Here is a 24,030-nt window from a genome sequence, read left to right on the forward strand (position 1 = left end):
GGGGTTGCGGGCCGCAACTCGTTCGTCATCACCTGTGGTCTCCGGTGGACACCACGAAAATGACTGCGGGCCGCGCCTCCTGAAGAGGCGCGGCCCGCAGCCGTATCTGCGGCTCCCGAACGGGTCTGTGGCTAACTGTTGTTGCCGCCGGTGAAGAAGTTCTGCAGTCCGGGCACCCTGAGCGAGCCGCCGAACTGACCTGCCTGCGTCACCTTCACCTTGGTGAAGAAGGCGAAGGGTACGTTCAGCGGCGGCGGGGTCTCCGGGCTGAAGGTGACCGGGATGAGGCCGAAGAGGTTGCCCTTCAGCTCCTCCGTGTACATCGTCACCTCACCGTTGCGGATCGTGGACGTGGAGCCCTCATCCGATGTGACGTGGCCGGTTGTGCCGGCCGGTCCGACCGTCAGCTGGTGGAGGTCCTTGATGTCGATGGAGCTCGCGGTGAACTTCAGCACCTTCTTGATGCTGCCGTCCGCCCTCTTCACCTCGACGATGCCCTTGTAGTCGAGCCCGTTGAGCGTGAGCATCGACGAGTCGAGGATCCACGGTTCGTTCGGAAGCAGCGGGATGCCCTGCTCCAGTTCGGCCGCGGCAAGCGCCTCGGGGTCGGCGGTCGGACACGGGAAGCGCTCCTTGGCGCCGTCCGGGATGTCCTCGTCCTTCACCGGGTCCAGGCCCTTGACGTCCTCGTCGAGCTCCTCGACCTGCTTGCCCGCCTTGTCCGCCGCTTCACGGATGGCGTCGGCGGTCTTGTCGACCGGGTCCTTCGCCTCGTCGGCCTTGTCCGCCGGGGTGGGGGCGGACTCCGTGGGGGCGGACTCCGTGGGGGCGGACTCCGTCGGCGCGGTCTCCGTCGGCGCGGGCGACTCGGTGGTGGGAGTCGGGGACGGGCTCGCCGTCTCCTCGTCCGGTCCGTCGAAGAGGTCCTTGAGCGCGTCACCGGCACCGAGCGGGTCGAGCGGGTTCTTCGTCTCGGTGGGCTCGGGCGTCGCGGTCGGCGTCGCCGCGGGCTCGTCCTGTGCCGTGGTGGCGGGGGCGGTCGAGCTCGCCGAGGGCTTCGGTGCGGCCGATTCGGTCGCGTCGGGCTTCTCGGCCGTGTCGGTGGCGCCGGCACTCGGCGTGGCACTCGGGGTCGGAGTCGCTGTCGCCTTCGGCTCCTGCGACTCGCTCGGCTCGTCGGAGCGGGTGACACAGGGCCCGGGGGCGAAGGGGATGTCCGAGGCGTCGTCGGCCATCGCGAGCTTGGGGGTGAGCCCCATACCGACGAAGACCGCCGTGGGCATCGCGGCGAGCGCGAAGGCCTTCCCCGCGGGTATGTGCAGCTTCGTCAGCAGCGACTTCCTCGGGGCCGCATGACGCGGTCCCTTCCGCTCGTGGAGGTCCTCGCCGGTGACCGTGTTCATCGGCTGTCCGTCGTCACCCCGCACGATGCCCCCCGCCGTCGGCCTCAACTGCCGTGTCGTACCCGGCCGGTTGCTGCTGGGGCACGGCCGCCCCGTGGAACACGTCCTCGGAGAGCGCGGCCTCGGAGTGCTCAGCCTGCGGCTGCCCCTTCAGTGCGCCCTTGTGGTACGGGTCCTCGGCCGCCGTCGGCTCACCCGGTGCCCAGGAAATGGACAGCGCGCCGCCCAGCATGGAGAACAGGAAGCCGATCAGGAAGCCGCCTATGTTGGCGACGGGTATGGAGATCAGCGCCAGGAGGATCGCCGCGACACCGGCGAACACCCGCACGATGTGGTGGAACCACATCGTCAGACCCAGCGTGATCAGCAGGACCCCGATGATCAGGGATCCGGCACCGGCGGTGGTGGACATCGCCAGCGTCATATTGCCGAGGTGGAGATCGGCGTAAGGGAAGTAGGCGATGGGTACACCGCCCACGATGGTGAACAGGCCCGCCCAGAACGGCCGGTTACCCCGCCAGGTGCGGAATCCCCGCCGGAAGACGGTGAGGTAGTGCTCGTTCTGCCCTGTGGACTCGGGGCTCATGGAAAACAGCTCCCTGGAACCGGTACTGCTGTGAGAAGAGAAAGGGTGGGCGGCCGGAGGCCCTCAGGGAGCGTTCCGGCCACCCGGGCGAGTGCTTAGAAGCACTCCTTGACGCCCTTGTGCAGCTTCAGGCTCAGGTTGCTGAGCTTGAAGGTGCCGGCCGTGGTCGCCCAGGCCGTCTGCTCCACGTTGGTCAGCGTGGCCTTCTTGGCGCGCTGCGCGAAGCCGCCCGCCTTGACCGCACCTTCCGTGCCGGGCTGGATGCCGGGGGCACCGACCGAACCGGCACCGACGCCGATGTCGATCTGCTCGAAGTACGCGTCCGCGTCGAGCTGGGCGACGTCCAGGTACAGGTTGGTCGCCTCGACCGGCTTCTTCGGGTCCGTACCGGCCGTCAGCTCGAGGCTGACGCTGCCGAGACCGAAGGGCAGGTTCGGCGTGACCACCGACTGGCACATGTTGGTGATCGTGGCCTTGCTGAAGCCGGACACCGCCACCGGGTGTGCCTGCTTCTCCTTGCCGTCGATGTCCGTACCGACAGCAACGCTGCCGTACTGGACGAAGTTCTCACCGACAAGCTTGTCCGTGCTGACCTTGAAGCTCTGGCCGGACACGGCGAAGGACGCGGCGAGCGCACCCTGCGCGAGGCCGACACCCACCGCTGCGGTCGCGACGACGCTCGGCACCATGACGAGAGCGAAACGCTTCCATCTCGTCCCACCGCGGATTTGGGAACTCATAAATTTCCTCCTTCTCGGACGTACATCTCCGGTCGGGCTCGTGCCCGCCCTGGGATGGGAGAAGTGCTACGTCCTCGGGAAGGAGAGCGCCCGGACCGGAGGCGCATACCGCATCCGAATCACCGGCGTTCACCCCCGAGCGACAACCACTGGTCACGCTTCTGCGCAACCGGTTCGGACAGGCCCTGCCGAACGGCAGGAACCCCCCTGTCCGCGATCGGCGCCACTGCCGCCGACCCACTCGGTGGGGACCCAACAGACCGCCGGCCCCGACTGGCGGTGGGGCTGGCGGTATTGGACCGAGCCTGGCCGATCGTGGTGCATTCAAGCCCGTGACACAAGGGGTGTCGTTACTCGCTAGTAACGGGCCGATAACCGAGCCGCGACGGGGCGGCATCGACCGGCCACACAGGGTGGTGTCAAGCAGACACCGGAATCAGAAGAATGGGGTCCTTAAGCGGACAGATCCCAGGGCACGATTTACTACGAGTAACAGTTCGTACCTTTATCAAGATTTGGTAAAGCGGAGGGGTCCCTTATCGCCCCGGACGCGAAAACGGCCGTGGTGCCCGAGGGCTCCACGGCCGTGTTGTCACGTCAGAACAAGACGCGCGCCAGGGCCGCGCGCGCGGCGGCGACCCGGGGGTCGTCGGGTCCGATGACCTCGAACAGTTCCAGCAGCCGGAGCCGTGCGGCGTCCCGGTCGTCGCCGAAGTTGCGGCGGACGCTCTCCACGAGGCGGCCGAACGCGTCCTCGACGTGACCGCCCACGAGATCCAGGTCGGCGGCGGCGATCTGCGCCTGCAGGTCGTCCGGATTCTCGGCGGCGTCCTTGCGCACCTGCTGCGGGTCCATCTTCTGGACACGGCCCAGCAGTTCGGCCTGGGCCAGACCGAGCTTGGCCTCGATGTTGGCCGGGTCGTCGGCGAGCACGTTCTTGTACGCCTGGACGGCGCCGCCGAAGTCGTTGGCGTCCAGCGCCTGCGCCGCCGCCTCCAGCAGTGCGTCGTACGGACCGGCGGGCACCTCGGCCGGGACCTGCCCCTCCGGGCCCTCGCCCTGCGCCGAGGGGTCGACAACGATTCCGCTGAGACCGAAGCGCTCCTCGCCCACCTGGATCAGCTGGTCGAGGGTCTCGCGGATCTGGGCCTCGGGGGCCGCGCCCTGGAAGAGCGGGAGGGCCTGCCCGGCGACGACGGCGAAGACCGCCGGAATGCCCTGGATGCCGAACTGCTGCATCAGCATCTGGTTGGCATCGACATCGACCTTGGCCAGCACGAAGCGGCCGTTGTACTCGACGGCCAGGCGCTCCAGGAGCGGGCCCAGCTGCTTGCACGGCTCGCACCACTCGGCCCAGAAGTCGATGACGACGGGGACCTCGGAGGAGCGGGTCAGCACATCGCGCTCGAAGCCCGCCTCGTCGACGTCGATCACAAGGGAGCTGGGGGCCGCGGGAGCACCGCCGCCCTGCCGGGAGGCGTCGGCACGGGCCTGCTCGGCCTTGGCCTTGGCCTCACCGGCCGCTTTTACGGCGGCGAGGTCGACGACGCCGCTCATGGACATGTTCCTAGGCTGCATACGTACATCCTCCCCCCTGGACAGGCCGTTCCGGAAAGCGATACGAGAACCGGCCCCGTCCGCAGCCTCCGCCGGTGTGCGTGGCGTGCGGACAGACACGGTCCCGGGGCTACTGAAGGCCCCTGTTTTCGGTGCCGGGTCCCCACCCGGCTCCTGTGGCTGTCGATCGGTCGTCGCGTGAGGCCGGTATGACCGTCGTCCTTACGCTACGACCCGTAGCGTAACTGCCAGGACCGTCTCAAGGACAGGAGGTCCCGGTGATCTCTCTCACGGCCACCTGGTGCGGCCGACCGTACTTACTGGCGGGTATGGTCGCGGGATGCTGAGCCACAGCCACCCCAAAGCCGCCCGAACCGGGCGCCCGCGCAATGCCGCGGCGGACGAGGCGATCCTGGAGGCGACCCGTGCGTCCCTCGTCGATCTCGGCTGGTCCAAGCTGACGATGGGTGACGTGGCCCTGCGTGCGGGGGTCGCCAAGACGACGCTCTACCGGCGCTGGGCGGGCAAGAACGAGCTGGTGGTGGATGCCGTCGCGGTCCTCTTCGACGAGCTGGAACTCCCCGATCTGGGCAGCCTGTCGGCCGATGTGCAGGGAGTGGTGCTCCAGTTCGCGGCACTGCTGGAGCGGCCGGAGACCAAGACCGCACTGATGGCGGTGGTCGCGGAGTCGACGCGTGACGAGGCGCTGCGGACCCGCATCCGGGATTCGATCGTGGAACGGCAGAAGCGTCTGGTGCTCCTGGGACGGAAACGGGCCCAGGAACGCGGGGAGCTGCCCCGCGAACCGGACGCGGCCACGGCGGCGCGGACCGCGGATCTGATCTTCGATGTGATCGCCGGCGCGGTGGTGCACCGGGCACTGGTGAGCGCCGAGCCCGTCGATGCCGACTGGGCCCAGCGCTTCACCGTGCTGCTGCTCGCGGGGCTGGGCGCCGCCGCGTCAGGCCAGATGGATCAGACGGGTCAGAAGCCGGGCGGCTCCGTGTAGGTGCCCCACTCGTCGCGCAGGACGCCGCAGATCTCGCCGAGGGTCGCCTCGGCCCGTACGGCCTCCAGCATCGGCGCGATCATGTTCGAGCCGTCGCGTGCGGCGGCCAGCATCGCGTCCAGGGAGTCGCGGACCCTGGTGTCGTCACGGCCGGCCTTGCGGCTGCCGAGCTCGCGGACCTGATCGCGCTCCACCTCGTGGCTGACGCGGAGGATCTCCAGGTCGCCGGTGACGGAGCCGAGTGCGACGTTGACGCCGACGACCCGCTTGTCGCCCTTCTCCAGCGAACGCTGGTACACGAAGGCGGACTCGGCGATCTCACCGGTGAACCAGCCGTCCTCGATGCCGCGCAGGATGCCCGAGGTCATCGGCCCGATCGGGTGCTTGCCGTCCGGGTGGGCCCGGGTGCCGCGCTCCCTGATCTGCTCGAAGATCTTCTCGGCTTCGGCCTCGATACGGTCGGTGAGCTGCTCGACGTACCAGGAACCGCCCAGCGGGTCGGCCACGTTGGCGACGCCGGTCTCCTCCATCAGCACCTGCTGGGTGCGCAGGGCGATCTCGGCGGCCTGCTCGGAGGGGAGCGCGAGGGTCTCGTCGAGGGCGTTGGTGTGCAGCGAGTTGGTGCCGCCGAGGACGGCGGACAGGGCCTCGACCGCGGTCCTGACGACGTTGTTGTACGGCTGCTGCGCGGTGAGCGAGACGCCGGCCGTCTGGGTGTGGAAGCGGAGCCACTGCGCCTTGTCGGTCTTCGCGCCGTACACCTCCTTCATCCAGCGGGCCCAGATCCGGCGGGCCGCGCGGAACTTGGCGATCTCCTCGAAGAAGTCGAGGTGCGCGTCGAAGAAGAAGGAGAGGCCGGGGGCGAACGTGTCGACCTCCAGCCCGCGGGACAGGCCGAGCTCCACGTAACCGAAGCCGTCGGCGAGGGTGTACGCGAGCTCCTGCGCGGCCGTGGCTCCGGCCTCGCGGATGTGGTAGCCGGAGACCGAGAGCGGCTTGTACGCGGGGATGTCGCGGGCGCAGTGCTCCATCAGGTCGCCGATGAGGCGCAGATGGGGCTCCGGCTGGAAGAGCCACTCCTTCTGTGCGATGTACTCCTTGAAGATGTCGGTCTGGAGCGTGCCGTTGAGCACGGCCGGGTCGACACCCTGGCGCTCGGCGGCGACCAGGTACATGCAGAAGACGGGGACGGCGGGGCCACTGATCGTCATGGACGTCGTGACGTCGCCGAGCGGGATGTCCTTGAACAGGACCTCCATGTCGGCCGCGGAGTCGATGGCCACCCCGCAGTGCCCGACCTCGCCGAGCGAGCGGGGCTCGTCGGAGTCGCGGCCCATCAGGGTCGGCATGTCGAAGGCGACACTGAGTCCGCCGCCGCCCGCGGCAAGGATCATCTTGTAGCGCTCGTTGGTCTGCTCGGCGTTGCCGAAGCCGGCGAACTGGCGGATGGTCCAGGTCCGGCCGCGGTAGCCGGTCGGGTGGAGCCCTCGGGTGAAGGGGTACTCGCCGGGCCAGCCGATCCTCTCGAATCCCTCGTACGTGTCGCCGGGGCGGGGCCCGTACGCGGGCTCCACCGGATCCCCGGAGAGCGTGGTGAAGTCCGCGTCGCGCTTGCGGGCCTTGTCGTAACGGGCCTGCCAGCGGCGGCGGCCTTCCTCGATCGCGTCAGCGTCCATACCTCGAATTTACTAGGACGTCCTAGTAAATGTCGATGGCAAACCGCCCGATGCTTTGCACGGGGCGGTTCGGGGCGGTGCGGGGGTGGTGCGGATCAGGCCTTGGCGTACTCGGCAGAGGCCCCGGCGATCAGCGGCTGGACCCCGCGGACAACCTTGCGCTCGACGAAGAACGCGGCCGTCGGGATGGTGCCGGAGACCAGCACCCAGAGCAGCTTGCCCATCGGCCACTTCGCCTTGGAACCGAGGTCGAAGGCGAAGACCAGGTAGATGATGTAGAGGACACCGTGGACCTGCGAGACCACGAGCGTGATGTCCTCGCCCGTCTTGAATCCGTATTTGAAGATCATGCAGACGCAGAGGATCAGCAACATGACGGCGGTGACATAGGCCATCACCCGATAGCGGGTCAGCACGCTGGATTTCATGCCAATGAGCGTAGCCCGAGGTCCGGGGCGATCTTGCAGCGGCCCGGGCGCGACTTAGCCGGTCGGTCCTACTTGTCCTCGAAGTCCTTGGCCGCCACCCGCAGCGGACGCAGCATCGCGAAGATCTCGGCGCACTCCTCGGCGTCGTACGCCCCGAGACCGAAGTCCATGGCCATCAGGTCCCGGGTGGCCGACTCGACGACCTCGCGGCCCTTGTCCGTGATGGAGGCGAGCGTTCCGCGGCCGTCGTTCGGGTTGGGGCGCTTGTCCACCAGACCGGACCTGACCAGCCGGTCCACGGTGTTCGTCACCGAGGTGGGGTGCACCATGAGGCGCTCGCCGATCTTGGACATCGGCAGCTCGCCGGCCTGGGAGAAGGTGAGCAGCACCAGCGCCTCGTAGCGCGCGAAGGTCAGCCCGTAGGGCTTGACGGCCGCGTCGACCTCGGCCAGCAGGATCTGCTGCGCCCGCATGATCGAGGTGATCGCACCCATCGAGGGCACGGGTCCCCAGCGTCGCTGCCAGAGTTCGTCGGCGCGGGCGATCGGATCGAAGGGAAGGCTGAGCGGCTTCGGCACGGCACGACCTTACCCACTGGTCACATGCCGGTCAGCCCCGTCTCGAACTTCGATATCGGACTCTTGTTCGGAAGCCGTTCGAGGGGCGGTTCTGCGCACCTCGACGATCAGCAGGAGGGTGCAAGCGGTACCGATCACTCCGGATGCCGCGACGACCTGATGGACCGGGAAGAACTCCGCCGCGAGCCCGGCCAGTGCCATCCCGATGCCCTGAACCGTCATCAGCCCGGCCGTGAGCAGGGTCATGGCCCGCCCCCGGAGCTCCTGCGGCACGGCGTCGACGAACCACTGGTCGAGGCCGATGACGTACGCCGCCCCCATGCCGGTCAGCACGAGCGAGACGACGGTCAGGGCCATGTCGGGGCGCACCACGTACAGCACCAGGGGTACGAGTCCGAAGGCCGCGACCGGCAGCACGATCCGGGAGCGGATACGGGGGCTCAGCACGGAACCCGCGTACAGCTCCGCGCCGATGTGACCGACCGCCATGGCGCACATCATCAGCCCGAGGGCAGCCGGGCCGACGCCGATCGCGTCCGCGTACGGGGCGGCCAGCGCCTCCGGGGCGACGACGAACATGGTGGGCACCCAGAAGAGCAGCATCAGGGCCCGGATCCTGCGGTCGGCGAGGACGATCCGGGCGCCGGAGAGCGAGTCCTTCAGGAGGGCGCCGCCGCCCTCGCCGCCCGTGCGGGCGGGCCGGTCCCGGGTGCCGAAGCGCAGGAGCAGTGCCGAGCAGAGGAAGGTGCCCACGGTGATGGTGATCGCCCCGCGCGGTGTCAGCGCGGCGAGCAGGACACCACCCACGCCGAAGCCGATGAGCAGTGCGCTCTGCGAGACGATCCGGAGCAGCGAGCGGCCCAGTACGTAGAGGTCTCCCTCGCCGAGGATGTCGGTGAGGGCGGCCATCCGGGTCCCGGTGAACACCGGTGACACGGCGGCGACCAGACAGCGCAGGACGAGAAGCCCGGCGACGGGTGTGCCCGGCACCACCATGACGGCGACGCAGGCGGCACAGATCAGGTCACAGGTGACAAGGACCCGGCGGGCCGGGTAGCGGTCGGCGACCCCCGCGAAGAGCGTGCCGCCGACGAGGTACGGGAGGAAGCCGAGCGCGAAGGTGAGGGCGCTGAGCAGGGGCGAGCCCGTGAGGTCGTAGACGAGGAAGGTCAGGGCCAGCTCGCTGACCACGACACCGAGCAGGGACAGCAGATGTGCGGCGAACACGGCCCGGAACTCCCGCACCGCGAACACGGCCGCATAGCTCTGGGAGGCGGTCTCCGACGCCGGCGGGTCCGCGTCGGGCGTCGGCTGCGGGGGCTCCCGGAGCGCCTTCGCGGGGCCCGGGTCGGGATGGGCGGTGCGCTCCGGGAGCGGGGCCGGGGGCGGCACCTCGGAGGCGGGCTGGTCGCGGGGGCTGCCCGCCGGGGTGTCGGTGTCGCTCGGCATGGACGCAGCTTGCGGGGGCGGACCCGCGCTTCCGTAGACTTTCGGCTGACGCCGAAAGTCCGGGAGGAGGCACGTGCCGTTCCATCTGCACTTCGAGGAGAGCGACCTGCTCCGCTGCCGGTTCGCGCTCTCGCCGCTCTGGGAGACCCAGGCGGCCGTACGCCTCCTCTCCCGCCCCGGCCAGCACGGCTACCACCTGCCCTGGCTGCGCCGCATCCGCGAGAGTGCCGCGACGCTGGACCTGTCACCGCTCTGGCTGCTGATGCCGGACCGCGGGCACAACCCGGACTTCATCTCCCTGCCACCCCGCGGCCCCGTCACCCTCTTCGACGAGGAGATCGCACAGGTCCGCGCGGTCGACCCCGCGATGGCCCGCGAGGACATGGCACTGGCGCTCGCGGACCGGCCCGGCGGCCTGGAATCCGCCGTCGGGCGGCGGCTGCTGGCCGACCCCGCCCGGGCCGTCCAGGAGCTGGCCGACCTGCTGGAGCAGGCCTGGCACGTCCTGGTCGAGCCGCACTGGCCACGGCTGCGCGCGCTGCTGGAGGCGGACATCTCCTACCACTCGCGCCGCCTCGCCGAGGTCGGCTTCGAGCGGCTGCTCGGTGAGGTGAGTCCGCGGCTGCACTGGACGGACTCCACCCTCACGGTCATCGGGACGAACGGAAACCACACCCGGGTCCTGGGCGGCCAGGGACTGGTCCTGATGCCGAGCGTCTTCGTCTGGCCCGAGGTGGTCGGCGGGTACGAGGAACCCTGGCAGCCCGCGGTCATCTACCCGGCCCGCGGCATCGGCGGACTGTGGACGGAGGCCGGCGAACGTACCCCCGCCACCCTCGCCCGGCTCCTCGGCCGGGCCCGCGCGGACGTGCTGTGCGCACTCGACGAGCCGGCCGGGACGAGCGCGCTGGCACACCGGCTCTCCCTCGCCCCCTCCTCCGTATCGGAGCATCTGTCGGTGCTGCGCGCGGCCGGGCTGCTGACCTCCAGGCGGTACGGACATCAGGTGCTGTACGTGCGCACGCCGCTCGGGATCGCGCTGGCGGTGCCGGACCACCACTCAGCGTGACCGTCATGACACGATTGCTCCCGCTCGTGCAACCGTCTACGCCTGTGCCCTCGCCTGCCCGTGCGCCACTGTTCCGTGAGCGGACCCGCGAGCCGGCTGCGGGTGTCGTAGTCGAATCGGAACGCGAGAGGCCCCCGGCCGTATGACGGCGGGGGCCTCTCGGGTGAACGCGGAGCTGTGTGACGCGGACGGGGCGTCAGCCCGCCAAGTGCCGTTCCACCGTCTCGACCTTGGATGTCAGGCCGTCGGTGACGCCCGGACGGATGTCGGCCTTCAGTACCAGGGAGACGCGTCCGGCGCGTGCCTCGACCGCGGCGACAGCCCGCTTGACGACATCCATGACCTCGTCCCACTCACCCTCGAGGGAGGTGAACATGGCGTCGGTGCGATTGGGCAGCCCGGACTCGCGGACCACGCGCACCGCGTCGGCGACGTACTCGCCGACGTCCTCGCCGACACCGACCGGGGAGACCGAGAAGGCGACGATCATGCGCTGACCTTGCCTTCACGACGGGCCCGGTCGGCGATGACGCCGTCGGACTCGTAGCGCTTGATGAGCTTGTCGCCGTACAGCCCGCCGAAGGGCAGCAGCGCGAGCAGGAAGAACAGCGCGACGCGCTTCAGCGGCCACTTGGCCTTGACCCACACGTCCAGCAGCAGCACGGCGTAGATCACGAACAGCACGCCGTGCAGGATCCCGAGCGGCTTCATCAGGAAGTCGATGTCGGAGACTCGGCTGAGGACCGAGCCGAAGAGAATGAGAGCCGGGAAGGAGAGCGCCTCGGGAATCGAGATGAGGCGCAGCCGGTGCAGGGCGGTAGCGGTCTTGATGTCCACGGGGGCACCTTCGGTGGGAGGACGGTGACGGCTTGTGAACGCAGGCACAAGCGGACCCATTGTGGCATCGGCCGCTTCGGGCACCGGCGGCGGGGGCGGTTTCGCGCCTCGGGGGATATAAGGACACAAGGGGGGCCCTGTCCGCCCCGCTCCCCACCCGCTACCGTCACACCGTGGCAATGTTCCGGCTCCAAAGCGGCAAGACGCTCGCCGTCGACCTCACGGGCGACGGCGTCAAGGCGAAGAACGGCTCGATGGTCGCGTACGACGGCCGGATGGCCTTCAAAAAGATGTCCGGCGGCGGTGAGGGCATCCGCGGCATGGTGACCCGCCGGCTGACCGGCGAGCAGATGACCATGATGGAGGTGACGGGCCAGGGCACCTGTTACTTCGCGGACCGGGCGAGCGAGATCAGCCTGGTCACCCTGCGGGGCGACAAGCTGTACGTCGAGGCGAGCAATCTGCTGGCCACCGACGCCGGGCTGCGCACCGGCACCACCTTCACCGGCCTGCGCGGCGGGGCGAGCGGCAACGGCCTGTTCACCACGACCGTCGAGGGCACCGGCCAGGCGGCGATCATGTCGGACGGCACGGCGGTGGTGCTGCGGGTGACGACCCAGTACCCGCTGAGCGTCGACCCCGGCGCATACATCGCCCATCAGGGCAACCTCCAGCAGCACTTCCAGTCCGGCGTGAACTTCCGCACACTGATGGGCGAGGGTTCCGGCGAGTCCTTCCAGATCCGCTTCGAGGGCGAGGGCCTGGTCTACGTGCAGCCCAGCGAACGCAACACCCTCGGAGGCGATGTCTGATGCCGTTCCGAGAGATCAACTCGAAGATGGTCGAGGCCACGGTGGTCCCGGGCCAGAAGATGTACAGCCAGCGGGGCGCGATGCTCGCCTACCGCGGCGACGTCTCGTTCACCCCGAACATCCAGGGAGGTCAGGGCGGCCTGGCCTCGATGATCGGCCGGCGGGTGGCCAACGAGGCGACCCCGCTGATGACCGTCGAAGGTAGCGGCACGGTGATGTTCGGCCACGGCGGCCACCACATCCAGGTGATCAGCCTGACCGGCGACACCCTCTATGTGGAGGCGGACCGGCTGCTGGCGTTCGACGGGACGCTCCAGCAGAGCACGATGTTCATGGGCTCGCAGGGCGGGGTCATGGGCATGGTGCGCGGCCAGGTGACCGGGCAGGGCCTGTTCACCACGAGCCTCAAGGGCCACGGCTCCGTCGCGGTGATGGCACACGGCGGCGTGATCGAGCTGCCGATCACGCCGGGCCGCGAGGTGCACGTGGACCCGCAGGCGTACGTCGCCCACCACGGCGACGTACGCAACAAGCTCTCCACCGCGCTCGGCTGGCGCGACATGGTGGGGCGCGGCTCCGGCGAGGCGTTCCAGCTGGAGCTCAGCGGCAATGGTGCGGTGTACGTCCAGGCGTCGGAGGAGAAACTTTGAGCACGCCCGTGATCCACGACCCGATGACCCTGCCGTCGGACGACAACGTCAACGCGTACACCTTCTGCGTGGAGCTCAAAGGGAGCCAGTGGTTCCTGCAGAAGGGCAAGATGATCGCCTACTACGGGCACATCGAGTTCAACGGCATCGGGCACGGCCGCTTCGAGCGCCTGATCCGTACGAGTTTCCACTCGCCGCTGCACGCGAGCGACTGGGTGGTGGCCGAGGGCAGCGGCAAGATGCTGCTCGCGGACCGGGCCTTCGACGTGAACTCGTTCGACCTGGAGAACGGGAATCTGACGATCCGCTCAGGCAATCTGCTGGCCTACCAGCCGACGCTGGCGCTGAAGCAGTCGATCGTGCCGGGCTTCGTCACGCTGATCGGCACGGGGAAGTTCGTGGCCGCGTCCAACGGTCCCGTGGTCTTCATGGAGCCGCCGATGCGGGTCGACCCGCAGGCGCTGGTGGGCTGGGCGGACTGCCCCTCGCCCTGCCACCACTACGACCACGGCTACATGTCGGGCGTGATGGGCGGGCTGCGGTCGCTGACGGGGATCGGCGGGGCCTCGGGCGAGGAGCACCAGTTCGAGTTCGTCGGGACGGGGACGGTACTGCTCCAGTCGACCGAGGTGCTGATGGCCGAGCAGGCGACGGGCGTGGTGCCGCAGCAGGCCGGGGTGCCGGGTGGCGGGCAGCACTCCCCCGGTGCGGGTGGGGCGGGTCAACATGGCTCCGCGCCCCGTCTGCCCGGCCAGCTGGGGGACCTCCAGCGTCGCTTCGGGTTGTGAGCGGTAGTCTGCGGAGTGTGACATCGAACGTCTGCGCGCGCGTGCCGGGCGTCACACCCTCACATTTCGTCCGGCTTTCAACTTCTTAGGTAGAATCCATACATGGAGACCGAGACGGCCACTCGCTGGCTGAGCGACGCTGAGCAGTGCGCCTGGCGCACCCACCTGGACGTCAGCAGGCTGCTGATGCACCAGCTGGAAAAGGACCTCCAGCCGTTCGGCCTGACCAACAACGACTACGAGATCCTGGTCAACCTGTCGGAGTCCGACGACCAGCGCATGCGGATGAGCGACCTCGCCGCGTCGACGCTGCAGTCCAAGAGCCGGCTCTCGCACCAGATCACCCGCATGGAGAGCGCGGGCCTGGTCCGCCGCGAGAACTGCGAGTCCGACCGGCGCGGGCTGTATGCGGTACTCACGGAGTTGGGCGCGGAAACCATGCAGAAGGTCGCGCCGCACCATGTCGCGTCGGTACGCAAGCACTTCATGGACCTGCTGTCCCCGGAGGCGCTGGCGGAGCTGCACGCCGCGCTGGCCCCGATCGCGGACCACCTGCGCGGGCGGCGCGGGAAGCCGTAACAGTTCTTGTCCTCTAAGCGCCGGACGGGCTTGAAAATCAAGTCCGGCGCTTACTAGGACAAGGCGTTCAGGTGGACCGGGGCAGCCGGAGGCGGAACAGCGCGCCGCCCTCCGGCGACTCGTCCACCGTCAGCGTGCCGCCGTGGCGGGCTGCCACATCCCTCGCGATGGCGAGACCCAGGCCCGCCCCGCCGTCGTCCCGGCTGCGCGCGTCGTCCAGCCGCACGAACCGCTCGAAGATCCGCTCCCGCTCCTCCTCCGGCACGCCCGCCCCGTCATCGGTGACATCGACGAGCACCGCGCCCCGCTCCGCGCTCACCGTGACGGTGACCGAGCGCTCCGTATGCCGCTCCGCGTTGTCCAGAAGATTGCCGATCACCCGGGCCAACTGTCCGCGCGAACCGCTCACTGCGAGCGAGCCGGCGTCCGGCACGGACACCGTGACCGGAATCCGGTCACCCGTGCGCTGTGACACCTCCTCGCGTACCAGCGCGCCCAGATCCACCGTCGCACGCCCCGGCCGCTCCCCCGCGTCCAGACGGGCCAGCAGCAGCAGATCGGCTGCCAGATCCTGAAGCCGTACGGTGTCGGCGACCGCCCCCGGCACGTCCAGCAGCTCCGGATGCGCGGCGCCCACCTCCAGCTGGGTGCGCAGCGAGGCGATCGGGCTGCGCAGCTCGTGCGAGGCGTCCGCGACGAAGCGCCGCTGCCGGCCCACCGAGGCCTCCAGCACGGTCAGCGTCTCGTTGGTCGTACGGGCCAGCCTGGCGATCTCGTCGCGCGAACCGGGCTCCGGCACCCGGCGGCCCAGGTCCTCGGACGCGGTGATCGCGGCCAGTTCCCGCCGGATGCCCTCGACGGGGCGCAGCGCGCGTCGGGTCACCAGCCAGGTCACTCCGGCGACGACGAGCAGCAGGACGGGCAGTCCCGTCAGCATGGCGCCGCGCACGGTGCTCACGGCCTCCTGCTCGGCCGCGAGCGGGGCGCCCGCGTGGACCGTCAGGGTCAGCCCGGTGGATGTCGTCGCCTCGACGGCGGCGAACCGGTAGTCGGCCGTCTCGCCGTCGACCGCGGCCGTGCCGTTGGTGAAGTCCGGTTCGTCGGACGAGACTTCGCGGCGGCCCGGGTCGTCGCGGCTGTCGTCGTCATCCCCGTCGTCACCGTCGTCGTCATCGTCCCCGGACGCCCGCGCCGGCGCCGAAGGGACCAGGGTGACCTGCTCCGTACCTGTCCCGGAGACCGCCTCCAGGTCCTTGGAGACCGCCACCAGCCGCCCGTCGTCATCGGTCACCTGGACCGGGTGGGCTTCCTCGTCCCCCATGTCGAGCTCGTCGTACGGCGTGCCGAGGGCCAGCTGCCCGGCCACCTCGCGGGCGGCCACCTCCGCCTCCAGGTCCGCACGGTCGATGAGGTTGGCGCGCAGGACGAGGAGCACGGCGAGCCCGGCGCCGATGAGTGCGACGGCGACGACCAGCGTGGCGCCCACCGCCGCCCTGGCCCGTACGGACCTCACAGCGCCTCCAGCCGGTAGCCCGCGCCGCGTACCGTACGGATGGCCGCCGCGCCGAGCTTGCGCCGCAGGGCGCTGATGTACACCTCGACGATGTTCGGGTCGCCGTCGTAGGCGAAGTCCCACACGTGCTCCAGGATGTCCGCCTTGCTCACCACCGCGCCCGCCCGCAGGGCAAGCTGCTCCAGCACGGCGAACTCCTTGGTGGTCAGCGCGATCTCGTCCTCGTCCCGGTGCACCCGCCGGGCGGCGGTGTCCATGCGAAGGGAGCCGACGGTCAGTACGGGCGAGGGGGAGCCGCTGCCGCGCCTGCGGAGCAGCGCCCTGATCCGGGCGACCAGCACGACGTAACTGAACGGCTTGGTCAGATAGTCGTCGGCGCCCGTGTCGAGCCCCTCCGCCTCGTCGTACTCCCCGTCCTTGGCGGTCAGCATCAGGGTCGGCACCTCGTGGCCCGCGGCACGCAGGGCGGCGCAGACCCGGTAGCCGTTCATGCCGGGCAGCATGATGTCCAGGACGACGAGGTCGTACGTCCCCTCCCCCGCCCGGTGCAGCCCTTCGAGGCCGTCGTGCACGACATCCACGGCGAATCCTTCGGCGGTGAGTCCCCTGGCCAGGGACATCGCCAGCCGCTTCTCGTCCTCCACGATCAACAGGCGCATACGCACAGAGTCGCAAACCCCACCTGAAGACGCCTTCAGGTGGCTTCAGGCTGCGTTCAGCATCGCTCCGGCAATGTGGCTCATGTCGAACCGGACAGCACTCGGGGAGGGACCCACATGAAGCGCAACATCGCCATCGCAGCGGTCACCGCGGCCGTACTCGTCGGCGGCGGAGCCGTCGCCACCGCCGCCTTCGCGGACGACGACGACCGCAGCGGTACGAGCGCGGGCACGGGCACGAAGAGCACGGGGGCCAAGGGGAGCACCGGCACGGTGATCACCGTCGACGAGGCCACGGCGGCCGCGCTCAGGGCCGTCCCCGGCATGGTCACCGACGCCGAGCTGGACGACGAGGACGACGACGACCGGCTCGTCTGGGAGCTCGATGTATACGGCACCGACAAGGTGTGGCACGACGTGACCGTGGAAGGGTTCAAGGCGAAGGTGCTCGCCGGCCGCGAGGACGACGACAACGACGACCGCGACCGGCACGCTCCCAGGTCCGCCGCCGTCTCCCTGAACGCCGCCGTCGACGCCGCACTCGCGGAACGGCCGGGCACGGTGACGTCCGTCGAGCTGGACTACGACGACGATGACGCCGATGACGACCGCCGGAGCGGCGCGCTGCGCTGGGACGTCGACATCGAGGGCAAGGACGGCAGGGGTTACGAGCTGACCGTCGACGCGAGGAACGGAAAGGTCACGGTGGACCAGGACGACGACCAGGACGACCAGGACGACTGGAACGACGACCACGACCACTGATCCGCCCCACGGTTCCGGACCGGCCCGCACGCCGCCCCGGAACCGTTCAGCGGATCACTCGCGGCTGGTGAGTCCTGCCACCAGCTCGTCGGCCGCCGCGTACGGGTCGAGCCGGCCCGCCACGATGCGCTCGGCGAGCGCGTCCAGACGGCGGTCGCCGTGCAGATCGGCGATCTTCTCGCGCAGAGCGGTGACCGTGATCGTCTCGACCTCGTGGGCCGCACGCGCGGTGCGCCGCGCGGTCAGCACCCCGTGCTCCTCCATCCACGCCCGGTGCTTCTCCAGCGCCTCGACGACCTCGTCGATGCCCTCGCCCCGGGCCGCGACCGTCTTCACGATCGGCGGGCGCCAGTCGCCGGGACCCCGGGTCTCCCCGAGGCTCAGCATGTGGTTGAGCTCGCGGGCGGTGGCGTCGGCGCCGTCCCGGTCGGCCTTGTTGACGACGTACACATCGCCGATCTCCAGGATTCCGGCCTTCGCCGCCTGGATGCCGTCGCCCATGCCGGGCGCCAGCAGGACGACGGAGGTGTCGGCCTGGGAGGCGATCTCCACCTCCGACTGACCGACGCCGACCGTCTCCACGAGGATCACGTCGCAGCCCGCCGCGTCCAGCACCCGGATCGCCTGCGGGGCCGACCAGGCGAGGCCGCCGAGATGGCCGCGGGTGGCCATGGAACGGATGTAGACGCCCGGGTCGGACGCGTGCTCCGACATCCGGACCCGGTCGCCGAGGAGCGCGCCCCCGGAGAACGGCGAGGACGGGTCGACGGCAAGGACGCCGACCCGCTTCCCGGCCCGCCGGTACGCGGAGACCAGCGCCGACGTCGATGTCGACTTGCCGACACCCGGCGAGCCGGTGAGGCCGACGACGTACGCGTTCCCGGCCAGCGGTGCCAGGGCCGCCATCACCTCGCGCAGGTGCGGCGAAGCCCCCTCCACGAGGGAGATCAGCCGGGCCACGGCCCGCGGCCTGCCCTCCCGCGCCTGCTCGACCAGGGTGGGGACGTCCACCATCACCGCTCCGTTCACTCGTAGGGCTGTCGCTACCTGGATACCTCTACTTGGGGACGCGGATGATCAGCGCGTCGCCCTGACCGCCGCCGCCGCACAGCGCCGCGGCACCGGTGCCGCCGCCGCGGCGCTTCAGCTCCAGGGCGAGGTGCAGTACTACGCGGGCGCCGGACATCCCGATGGGGTGACCGAGCGCGATGGCGCCGCCGTTGACGTTCACCTTGTCGGACGTGACGCCGAGGTCCTTCATCGACTGGACGGCGACGGCCGCGAACGCCTCGTTGATCTCGATCAGGTCGAGGTCCTCGACCTCCAGGCCGTCCTTCTTCAGGGCGTGCCGGATGGCGTTGGACGGCTGCGACTGGAGCGAGTTGTCCGGGCCCGCCACATTGCCGTGGGCGCCGATCTCGGCGATCCAGTCCAGGCCGAGCTCCTCGGCCTTGGCCTTGCTCATGACGACGACGGCGGCGGCGCCGTCGGAGATCTGCGAGGAGGTGCCCGCGGTGATCGTGCCGTCCTTGGCGAAGGCCGGGCGCAGCTTGCCGAGCGACTCGACGGTCGTCTCGGCGCGGATGCCCTCGTCCTTGGAGAAGAGGACCGGGTCGCCCTTGCGCTGCGGGATCTCGACCGGGGTAATCTCGGCCTCGAAGATGCCGTTCTTCTGGGCTGCGGCGGCACGCTGGTGGGACAGGGCGCCGATCTCGTCCTGCTCCGCGCGCTTCAGGCCGAGGCGGGTGTTGTGCGTCTCCGTCGACTGGCCCATCGGAATGTTCTCGTACGCGTCGGTCAGGCCGTCGTGCGCCATCGAGTCGAGCATCTCGATCGCACCGTACTTGTGGCCCTCGCGGGACTTCGGCAGCAGATGCGGCGCGTTCGTCATGGACTCCTGGCCGCCGGCCACCACGATGTCGAACTCACCGGCGCGGATCAGCTGGTCGGCGAGCGCGATCGCGTCGAGTCCAGACAGACACACCTTGTTGATGGTGAGCGCGGGCACGTTCATCGGGATACCGCCCTTGACCGCGGCCTGGCGCGCCGGGATCTGCCCTGCCCCGGCCTGGAGGACCTGGCCCATGATCACGTACTCGACCTGGTCGCCGCCGATGCCGGCCCGGTCCAGCGCGGCCTTGATGGCGACGCCGCCGAGGTCGGCTCCCGAGAAGGACTTGAGGGAGCCGAGGAGGCGGCCCATGGGCGTCCGGGCGCCCGCGACGATCACAGAAGTGGTGGTACCGGTCGTTCCTGACATGGCCACGGCCCCTAGGGGTGAGAAGTGAACGAGGGTTTACATGAATGTACTGAGCGGTACCGCGCCCGTCATCCGGCAGCGGGTGTGATCGCGCGCACGTTGCGTAACCATCGACGGGGCGTTGCACTGGTTCCATGCTGACGCGAATCGACCACATCGGGATCGCCTGTTTCGACCTCGACAAAACCGTCGAGTTCTACCGCTCGACCTACGGGTTCGAGGTGTTCCACTCCGAGATCAACGAGGAGCAGGGCGTACGGGAGGCCATGCTCAAGATCAACGATACGTCCGACGGCGGTGCCTCCTACCTGCAGCTTCTCGAGCCGACCCGGGAGGACTCGGCCGTGGGCAAGTGGCTGGCCAAGAACGGTGAGGGCGTCCACCACATCGCCTTCGGTACGGCGGACGTGGACGGGGACGCCGCGGACATCCGCGAGAAGGGCGTACGGGTGCTGTACGACGAGCCCAGGACCGGATCGATGGGGTCCCGGATCACCTTCCTGCACCCGAAGGACTGCCACGGTGTCCTCACCGAACTGGTCACGTCCCGGACGGAGCACTGACCCCCGGATACCCGGCCCGGTAGAGTGGGCGGTTCCGGGCCGGGGCCGGGCCGGGGCCGCGCCGCGTCCCTGCCGTTGATCTGTCACCATTCCCCGGGGAACCGCTCGCCCGGCGAGCGGTGCTCGTTTGGAGAATTGCGACCAGGGGACGGATGGGACCGCGTAGTGCGGGGCTACGAACGCCAGGAGAGCCACCGAGCTGAAGACGACCATCTCTCGCGGTTCGAAGCCGAGATGGACCGGCTGAAAACCGACCGGGAGAAGGCCGTCCAGCACGCCGAGGACCTCGGTTACCAGGTCGAGGTCTTGCGTGCCAAGCTGCACGAGGGTCGGCGCGCTCTCGCGAGCCGTCCCGCCTACGACAGCGCGGACATCGGCTACCAGGCCGAACAGCTCCTCCGTAATGCCCAGATCCAGGCCGACCAGTTGCGCACCGACGCCGAGCGCGAGCTGCGTGACGCCCGGGCCCAGACGCAGCGGATTCTCCAGGAGCACGCGGAGCACCAGGCCCGTCTCCAGGCCGAGTTGCACACCGAGGCCGTACAACGCCGCCAGCGGCTCGACCAGGAGCTGGCGGAGCGCCGCCAGACCGTCGAGTCCCACGTCAACGAGAACGTCGCCTGGGCCGAGCAGTTGCGCGCCCGCACCGAGTCGCAGGCCCGCCGGCTCCTGGAGGAGTCCCGCGCCGAGGCCGAGCAGTCCCTCGCGGCGGCCCGCACCGAAGCCAACCGGCTCGCGGAAGAGACCCGTCAACGGCTGAGCGCCGAGGCCGAGTCGGCCAGGTCCGAAGCCGAAGCGCTCCTGCTGCGGGCCCGCAGGGACGCCGAACGCCTGATCAACGCCGCGTCGGACCAGGCCCAGGAGGCCACCTCCCACGCCGAGCAACTGCGCACCTCGACAACGGCGGAGACCCAGCAGACCCGGCAGCAGACCGCGGAGCTGAACCGGGCCGCCGAGCAGCGCATGCAGGAGGCCGAGACGCAACTGCGCGAGGCCCGCCTGGAGGCCGACAAGGTCGTCACCGAGGCGAAGGAGGCCGCGGCCAAGCGGCTGGCCGGCGCCGAGTCGCAGAACGAACAGCGCACCCGTACGGCCAGGTCGGAGATCGCCCGGCTGGTCGGCGAGGCCACGAAGGACGCCGAAGCTCTCAAGGCGGAGGCCGAGCAGGCGCTCGCCGACGCCCGCGCCGAGGCGGACCGGCTCACGTCCGAGGCGTCCGAGACGGCCCGCACCGCCGCCGCCGAGGACACCGCGGCCCAGCTCGCCAAGGCGGCCAGGACGGCCGAGGAGGTGCTGACCAAGGCGTCCGACGACGCCAAGTCCACCACCAGGTCGGCAAGCGAGGAAGCCGACCGTATCCGCCACGAGGCGGAGGCCGAGGCCGACCGGCTGCGCGGCGAGGCCGCCGAGCAGGCGGACCAGCTCAAGGGCGCGGCCAAGGACGACACCAAGGAGTACCGGGCCAAGACGGTCGAGCTGCAGGAGGAGGCGCGCAGGCTGCGCGGCGAGGCCGAGCAGCTGCGTTCCGAGGCGGTCGCCGAGGGCGAGCGCATCCGCGGCGAGGCCCGCCGCGAGGCCGTCCAGCAGATCGAGGAAGGTGCCCGCACCGCCGAGGAACTGCTGACCAAGGCCAAGGCGGACGCCGACGAGCTGCGGACCTCCGCGGGCGCCGAGAGCGACCGGGTCCGTTCCGAGGCGACCGAGCGTGCCACCGCCCTGCGCAAGCAGGCGGAGGAGACCCTGGAGCGCGCCCACGCCGAGGCCGAGCGGCTGCGGACCGAGGCCGAGGAGCAGGCCGAGTCCACCACGACCGCCGCCGAGCGTGCGGCGGCGGAGCTCCGCGAGGACACCGAGCGGGCGGTCGCCGCACGGCAGACCGAGGCCGCCGACGAGCTCACCCGCCTGCACACCGAGGCCGAGAAGCGGGTCGTCGCAGCCGAGGAAGCGCTCGGCGAAGCCCGTACCGAGGCGGAGCGCGTACGCCTCGAAGCGAACGAGGAGGCCGAGCGGCTGCGCGCGGAGGCCGCCGAGCGGCTGCGCACCCTCCGGGAGCAGGCCGAGACGGAGGCCGAGCGGCTGCGTACCGAAGCCGCCGCCGACGCCGCGCAGTCCCGCGCGGAGGGCGAGTCCGTCGCCGTACGGCTGCGCACCGAGGCAGCCGCCGAGGCCGAGCGCCTCAAGTTCGAGGCGCAGGAAAGCGCCGACCGGGTACGGGCCGAGGCCGCAGCCGCCGCCGAGCGGGTCGGCACGGAGGCCGCCGAGGCCCTCGCCGCCGCGCAGGAGGAGGCGAACCGGCGCCGCCGCGAGGCCGAGGAGACGCTCGGTGCCGCACGCGCCGAGGCGGACCAGGAGCGCGAGCGGGCCCGCGAGCAGAGCGAGGAGCTCCTCGCCTCCGCCCGCAAGCGGGTCGAGGAGGCACAGACCGAGGCCCAGCGCCTGGTCGAGGAGGCGGACCGCCGGGCGACCGAGATGGTCTCCACCGCCGAGCAGACCGCACAGCAGGTACGGGACTCCGTCGCCGGTCTCCAGGAGCAGGCCGAGCAGGAGATCGCCGGGCTGCGCTCCACCGCCGAGCACGTCGCCGAGCGGACCAGGACGGAGGCGCAGGAAGAGGCCGACCGGGTCCGTGCCGACGCCTACGCCGAGCGGGAGCGTGCCACCGAGGACGCCAACCGCATCCGTCGCGTCGCGAACGAGGAGACCGAGGCGGCGAAGGCGCTGGCCGAGCGCACGGTCTCCGAGGCGATCACCGAGTCCGAGCGGATGCGCGCGGACACCTCGGAGTACAGCCAGCGGGTCCGTACCGAAGCGTCCGACGCCCTCGCGTCGGCCGAGCAGGACGCCTCGCGCTCCCGCGCCGAAGCCCGCGACGACGCCAACCGCATCCGCAGCGAGGCGGCGGCGCAGGCCGACCGGCTCATCGGCGAGGCGAGCAGCGAGAGCGAACGGCTCCGTACGGAGACGACGGCACAGTCGGAGCGCCTCGTCCGCGAGGCCACCGAAGAGGCCGAGCGGCTGCGCACGGAGGCCACCGAGCAGCGCAACCAGCTCGTCGGCGACGCCACCAACGAGGCCGAACGCCTGCGCGCGGAGGCGTCGGAGACCGTCGGTTCGGCACAGGAGCACGCGGCACGGACCCGCGCCGAGTCCGAACGGGTGCGCAGCGAAGCGGAGTCGGTGGCCGAGCAGATGCGTTCGGAGGCCCGCCAGGAGGCGGACCGCATGCTCGACGAGGCACGCGAGGCCGCGTCGAAGCGCCGTGCCGACGCCGCCGAGCAGGCCGACCAGCTCATCAACAAGGCCCAGGAGGAGGCGCTGCGCGCCGCCACCGAGGCCGAGGAGCAGGCGGACACGATGGTCGGCGCGGCCCGCCAGGAGGCCGTGCGGATCACCTCGGGGGCGACGGTCGAGGGCAACACCCTGGTGGAGCGGGCCCGTACGGACGCCGACGAGCTGCTGGTCGGCGCCCGCCGCGACGCCACCGCCACCAGGGAACGGGCCGAGGAGCTCCGGATTCGTCTGGAGAGCGAGATCGAGGAACTGCACGAGCGGGCCCGCCGCGAGACGTCCGAGCAGATGAAGACCGCGGGCGAGCGCGTCGACAAGCTGATGAAGGCGGCGACGGAGCAGCGCGACGAGGCCGCCGCGAAGGCCAAGGAGCTGCTGGCGGACGCGAGTTCGGAGGCCGGCAAGGTCCGGATCGCCGCGGTGAAGCGCGCCGAGTCGCTCCTCAAGGAGGCCGAGCTCAAGAAGGCCAGCCTGATTCGCGAGGCCGAGAAGCTGCGTGCCGAGGCGGAGGCGGAGGCGAAGCAGACGGTGGACGAGGGCCGGCGGGAGCTCGATGTGCTCGTGCGCAGGCGCGAGGACATCAATGCGGAGATTTCCCGTGTCCAGGACGTGCTCGAAGCGTTGGAGTCTTTCGAGGCGCCGACAGGAGGCGGGAAGACGGCCAACGGAAGTACACCCGGTGGCGTCAAGGCCGGAGCCACGGCGACCGGCCGTTCGGGTGGCAAGGTGTCCGACGGCTAGCCGATCAGCCGCGACACCTGCTTCGGCATGAACATTCAACCCTTCGAGTGGCAAGCACTCCGGAGGTCAGCCACTCAAAA

23 protein-coding genes are annotated in these 24,030 nt (G+C 70.3%); 9 read left to right on the top strand and 14 right to left on the bottom strand.

Going from position 1 to position 24,030, the window contains the following annotated elements:
• Window positions 1-131: 131 nt before the first annotated feature.
• The 4 genes from ACFT7S_RS05005 to ACFT7S_RS05020 all read right to left on the bottom strand — a co-directional run bounded on the left by ACFT7S_RS05005 (window position 132) and on the right by ACFT7S_RS05020 (window position 4,286).
• On the bottom strand, window positions 132-1,427 hold the full coding sequence (locus ACFT7S_RS05005) for a hypothetical protein (protein WP_382727071.1): 1,296 nt from the start codon (window positions 1,425-1,427) through the stop codon (window positions 132-134).
• Window positions 1,417-1,989 carry a DUF6114 domain-containing protein gene (locus tag ACFT7S_RS05010; protein ID WP_382727074.1) on the bottom strand — a complete coding sequence of 191 codons (573 nt, stop codon included), beginning with the start codon at window positions 1,987-1,989 and terminating at the stop codon, window positions 1,417-1,419. The genes ACFT7S_RS05005 and ACFT7S_RS05010 overlap by 11 nt, the downstream gene beginning before the upstream one ends.
• Before the next feature lie 95 nt (window positions 1,990-2,084).
• Complete coding sequence (locus ACFT7S_RS05015) at window positions 2,085-2,729, bottom strand: DUF6230 family protein (RefSeq protein ID WP_382727077.1); 645 nt, start codon at window positions 2,727-2,729, stop codon at window positions 2,085-2,087.
• Window positions 2,730-3,326: 597 nt separating this feature from the next.
• The gene (locus tag ACFT7S_RS05020; protein WP_382727080.1) at window positions 3,327-4,286 is read right to left on the bottom strand and encodes a tetratricopeptide repeat protein; all 960 of its coding nucleotides are present in this window, start codon (window positions 4,284-4,286) and stop codon (window positions 3,327-3,329) included.
• A 340-nt stretch (window positions 4,287-4,626) separates the two neighbouring features.
• Between ACFT7S_RS05020 and ACFT7S_RS05025 the strand changes: the two genes are divergently transcribed.
• Window positions 4,627-5,295, top strand: coding sequence for a TetR/AcrR family transcriptional regulator (locus ACFT7S_RS05025; protein WP_382727083.1), 669 nt, complete (start codon window positions 4,627-4,629; stop codon window positions 5,293-5,295).
• On the opposite strand, the gene ACFT7S_RS05030 is transcribed toward ACFT7S_RS05025, so the two are convergent.
• The 4 genes from ACFT7S_RS05030 to ACFT7S_RS05045 all read right to left on the bottom strand — a co-directional run bounded on the left by ACFT7S_RS05030 (window position 5,271) and on the right by ACFT7S_RS05045 (window position 9,426).
• Entirely contained in the window at window positions 5,271-6,971 is a 1,701-nt protein-coding gene (locus ACFT7S_RS05030) for a methylmalonyl-CoA mutase (protein WP_382727086.1), read from the bottom strand. The genes ACFT7S_RS05025 and ACFT7S_RS05030 overlap by 25 nt on opposite strands.
• Before the next feature lie 95 nt (window positions 6,972-7,066).
• Entirely contained in the window at window positions 7,067-7,399 is a 333-nt protein-coding gene (locus ACFT7S_RS05035; RefSeq protein ID WP_382727089.1) for a DUF3817 domain-containing protein, read from the bottom strand.
• Window positions 7,400-7,467: 68 nt separating this feature from the next.
• Window positions 7,468-7,977 carry a MarR family winged helix-turn-helix transcriptional regulator gene (locus tag ACFT7S_RS05040; protein WP_382727091.1) on the bottom strand — a complete coding sequence of 170 codons (510 nt, stop codon included), beginning with the start codon at window positions 7,975-7,977 and terminating at the stop codon, window positions 7,468-7,470.
• A gap of 9 nt (window positions 7,978-7,986) precedes the next feature.
• Window positions 7,987-9,426 carry an MFS transporter gene (locus ACFT7S_RS05045; protein ID WP_382727094.1) on the bottom strand — a complete coding sequence of 480 codons (1,440 nt, stop codon included), beginning with the start codon at window positions 9,424-9,426 and terminating at the stop codon, window positions 7,987-7,989.
• A gap of 73 nt (window positions 9,427-9,499) precedes the next feature.
• Between ACFT7S_RS05045 and ACFT7S_RS05050 the strand changes: the two genes are divergently transcribed.
• Window positions 9,500-10,495, top strand: a complete 996-nt coding sequence (locus tag ACFT7S_RS05050) for a DUF5937 family protein (protein WP_382727097.1) — start codon at window positions 9,500-9,502, stop codon at window positions 10,493-10,495.
• A 196-nt stretch (window positions 10,496-10,691) separates the two neighbouring features.
• Here ACFT7S_RS05050 and ACFT7S_RS05055 read toward each other — a convergent pair whose 3' ends face one another.
• Complete coding sequence (locus ACFT7S_RS05055; protein WP_351275461.1) at window positions 10,692-10,985, bottom strand: MTH1187 family thiamine-binding protein; 294 nt, start codon at window positions 10,983-10,985, stop codon at window positions 10,692-10,694.
• Complete coding sequence (locus ACFT7S_RS05060) at window positions 10,982-11,332, bottom strand: DUF3817 domain-containing protein (protein ID WP_382727100.1); 351 nt, start codon at window positions 11,330-11,332, stop codon at window positions 10,982-10,984. Before ACFT7S_RS05060 ends, ACFT7S_RS05055 begins: the two co-directional genes overlap by 4 nt.
• 179 nt (window positions 11,333-11,511) lie before the next feature.
• Between ACFT7S_RS05060 and ACFT7S_RS05065 the strand changes: the two genes are divergently transcribed.
• From ACFT7S_RS05065 to ACFT7S_RS05080, 4 genes are all read left to right on the top strand, one after another.
• Window positions 11,512-12,144, top strand: a complete 633-nt coding sequence (locus ACFT7S_RS05065; RefSeq protein WP_382727674.1) for an AIM24 family protein — start codon at window positions 11,512-11,514, stop codon at window positions 12,142-12,144.
• Entirely contained in the window at window positions 12,144-12,794 is a 651-nt protein-coding gene (locus ACFT7S_RS05070) for an AIM24 family protein (protein WP_382727103.1), read from the top strand. The genes ACFT7S_RS05065 and ACFT7S_RS05070 overlap by 1 nt, the downstream gene beginning before the upstream one ends.
• Window positions 12,791-13,582, top strand: coding sequence for an AIM24 family protein (locus ACFT7S_RS05075; protein WP_382727106.1), 792 nt, complete (start codon window positions 12,791-12,793; stop codon window positions 13,580-13,582). Before ACFT7S_RS05070 ends, ACFT7S_RS05075 begins: the two co-directional genes overlap by 4 nt.
• Window positions 13,583-13,684: 102 nt before the next feature.
• On the top strand, window positions 13,685-14,161 hold the full coding sequence (locus ACFT7S_RS05080) for a MarR family winged helix-turn-helix transcriptional regulator (RefSeq protein WP_382727108.1): 477 nt from the start codon (window positions 13,685-13,687) through the stop codon (window positions 14,159-14,161).
• Window positions 14,162-14,228: 67 nt separating this feature from the next.
• Here the strand turns inward: ACFT7S_RS05080 and ACFT7S_RS05085 are convergent, their stop codons facing one another.
• Together ACFT7S_RS05085 and ACFT7S_RS05090 are read right to left on the bottom strand one after the other, a co-directional pair.
• Window positions 14,229-15,674 (bottom strand): ATP-binding protein, encoded by a 1,446-nt coding sequence (locus ACFT7S_RS05085; RefSeq protein WP_382727110.1) that lies wholly within the window; start codon window positions 15,672-15,674, stop codon window positions 14,229-14,231.
• Window positions 15,671-16,333 carry a response regulator transcription factor gene (locus ACFT7S_RS05090; protein WP_382727113.1) on the bottom strand — a complete coding sequence of 221 codons (663 nt, stop codon included), beginning with the start codon at window positions 16,331-16,333 and terminating at the stop codon, window positions 15,671-15,673. The genes ACFT7S_RS05085 and ACFT7S_RS05090 overlap by 4 nt, the downstream gene beginning before the upstream one ends.
• 117 nt (window positions 16,334-16,450) lie before the next feature.
• Between ACFT7S_RS05090 and ACFT7S_RS05095 the strand changes: the two genes are divergently transcribed.
• On the top strand, window positions 16,451-17,098 hold the full coding sequence (locus ACFT7S_RS05095; RefSeq protein ID WP_382727116.1) for a PepSY domain-containing protein: 648 nt from the start codon (window positions 16,451-16,453) through the stop codon (window positions 17,096-17,098).
• Window positions 17,099-17,152: 54 nt separating this feature from the next.
• On the opposite strand, the gene meaB is transcribed toward ACFT7S_RS05095, so the two are convergent.
• Entirely contained in the window at window positions 17,153-18,112 is a 960-nt protein-coding gene (meaB, locus tag ACFT7S_RS05100; protein ID WP_382727118.1) for a methylmalonyl Co-A mutase-associated GTPase MeaB, read from the bottom strand.
• A 43-nt stretch (window positions 18,113-18,155) separates the two neighbouring features.
• Window positions 18,156-19,358 (bottom strand): acetyl-CoA C-acetyltransferase, encoded by a 1,203-nt coding sequence (locus tag ACFT7S_RS05105; RefSeq protein WP_382727121.1) that lies wholly within the window; start codon window positions 19,356-19,358, stop codon window positions 18,156-18,158.
• A 134-nt stretch (window positions 19,359-19,492) separates the two neighbouring features.
• Between ACFT7S_RS05105 and mce the strand changes: the two genes are divergently transcribed.
• The gene (mce, locus tag ACFT7S_RS05110) at window positions 19,493-19,921 is read left to right on the top strand and encodes a methylmalonyl-CoA epimerase (RefSeq protein ID WP_328905931.1); all 429 of its coding nucleotides are present in this window, start codon (window positions 19,493-19,495) and stop codon (window positions 19,919-19,921) included.
• Between the two features lie 165 nt (window positions 19,922-20,086).
• Window positions 20,087-23,950, top strand: a complete 3,864-nt coding sequence (gene scy / locus ACFT7S_RS05115) for a polarized growth protein Scy (protein ID WP_382727124.1) — start codon at window positions 20,087-20,089, stop codon at window positions 23,948-23,950.
• Window positions 23,951-24,030 lie beyond the last annotated feature (80 nt).

The organism is Streptomyces sp. NPDC057136 (assembly GCF_042670885.1).
Classification (GTDB): Bacteria; Actinomycetota; Actinomycetes; order Streptomycetales; family Streptomycetaceae; genus Streptomyces.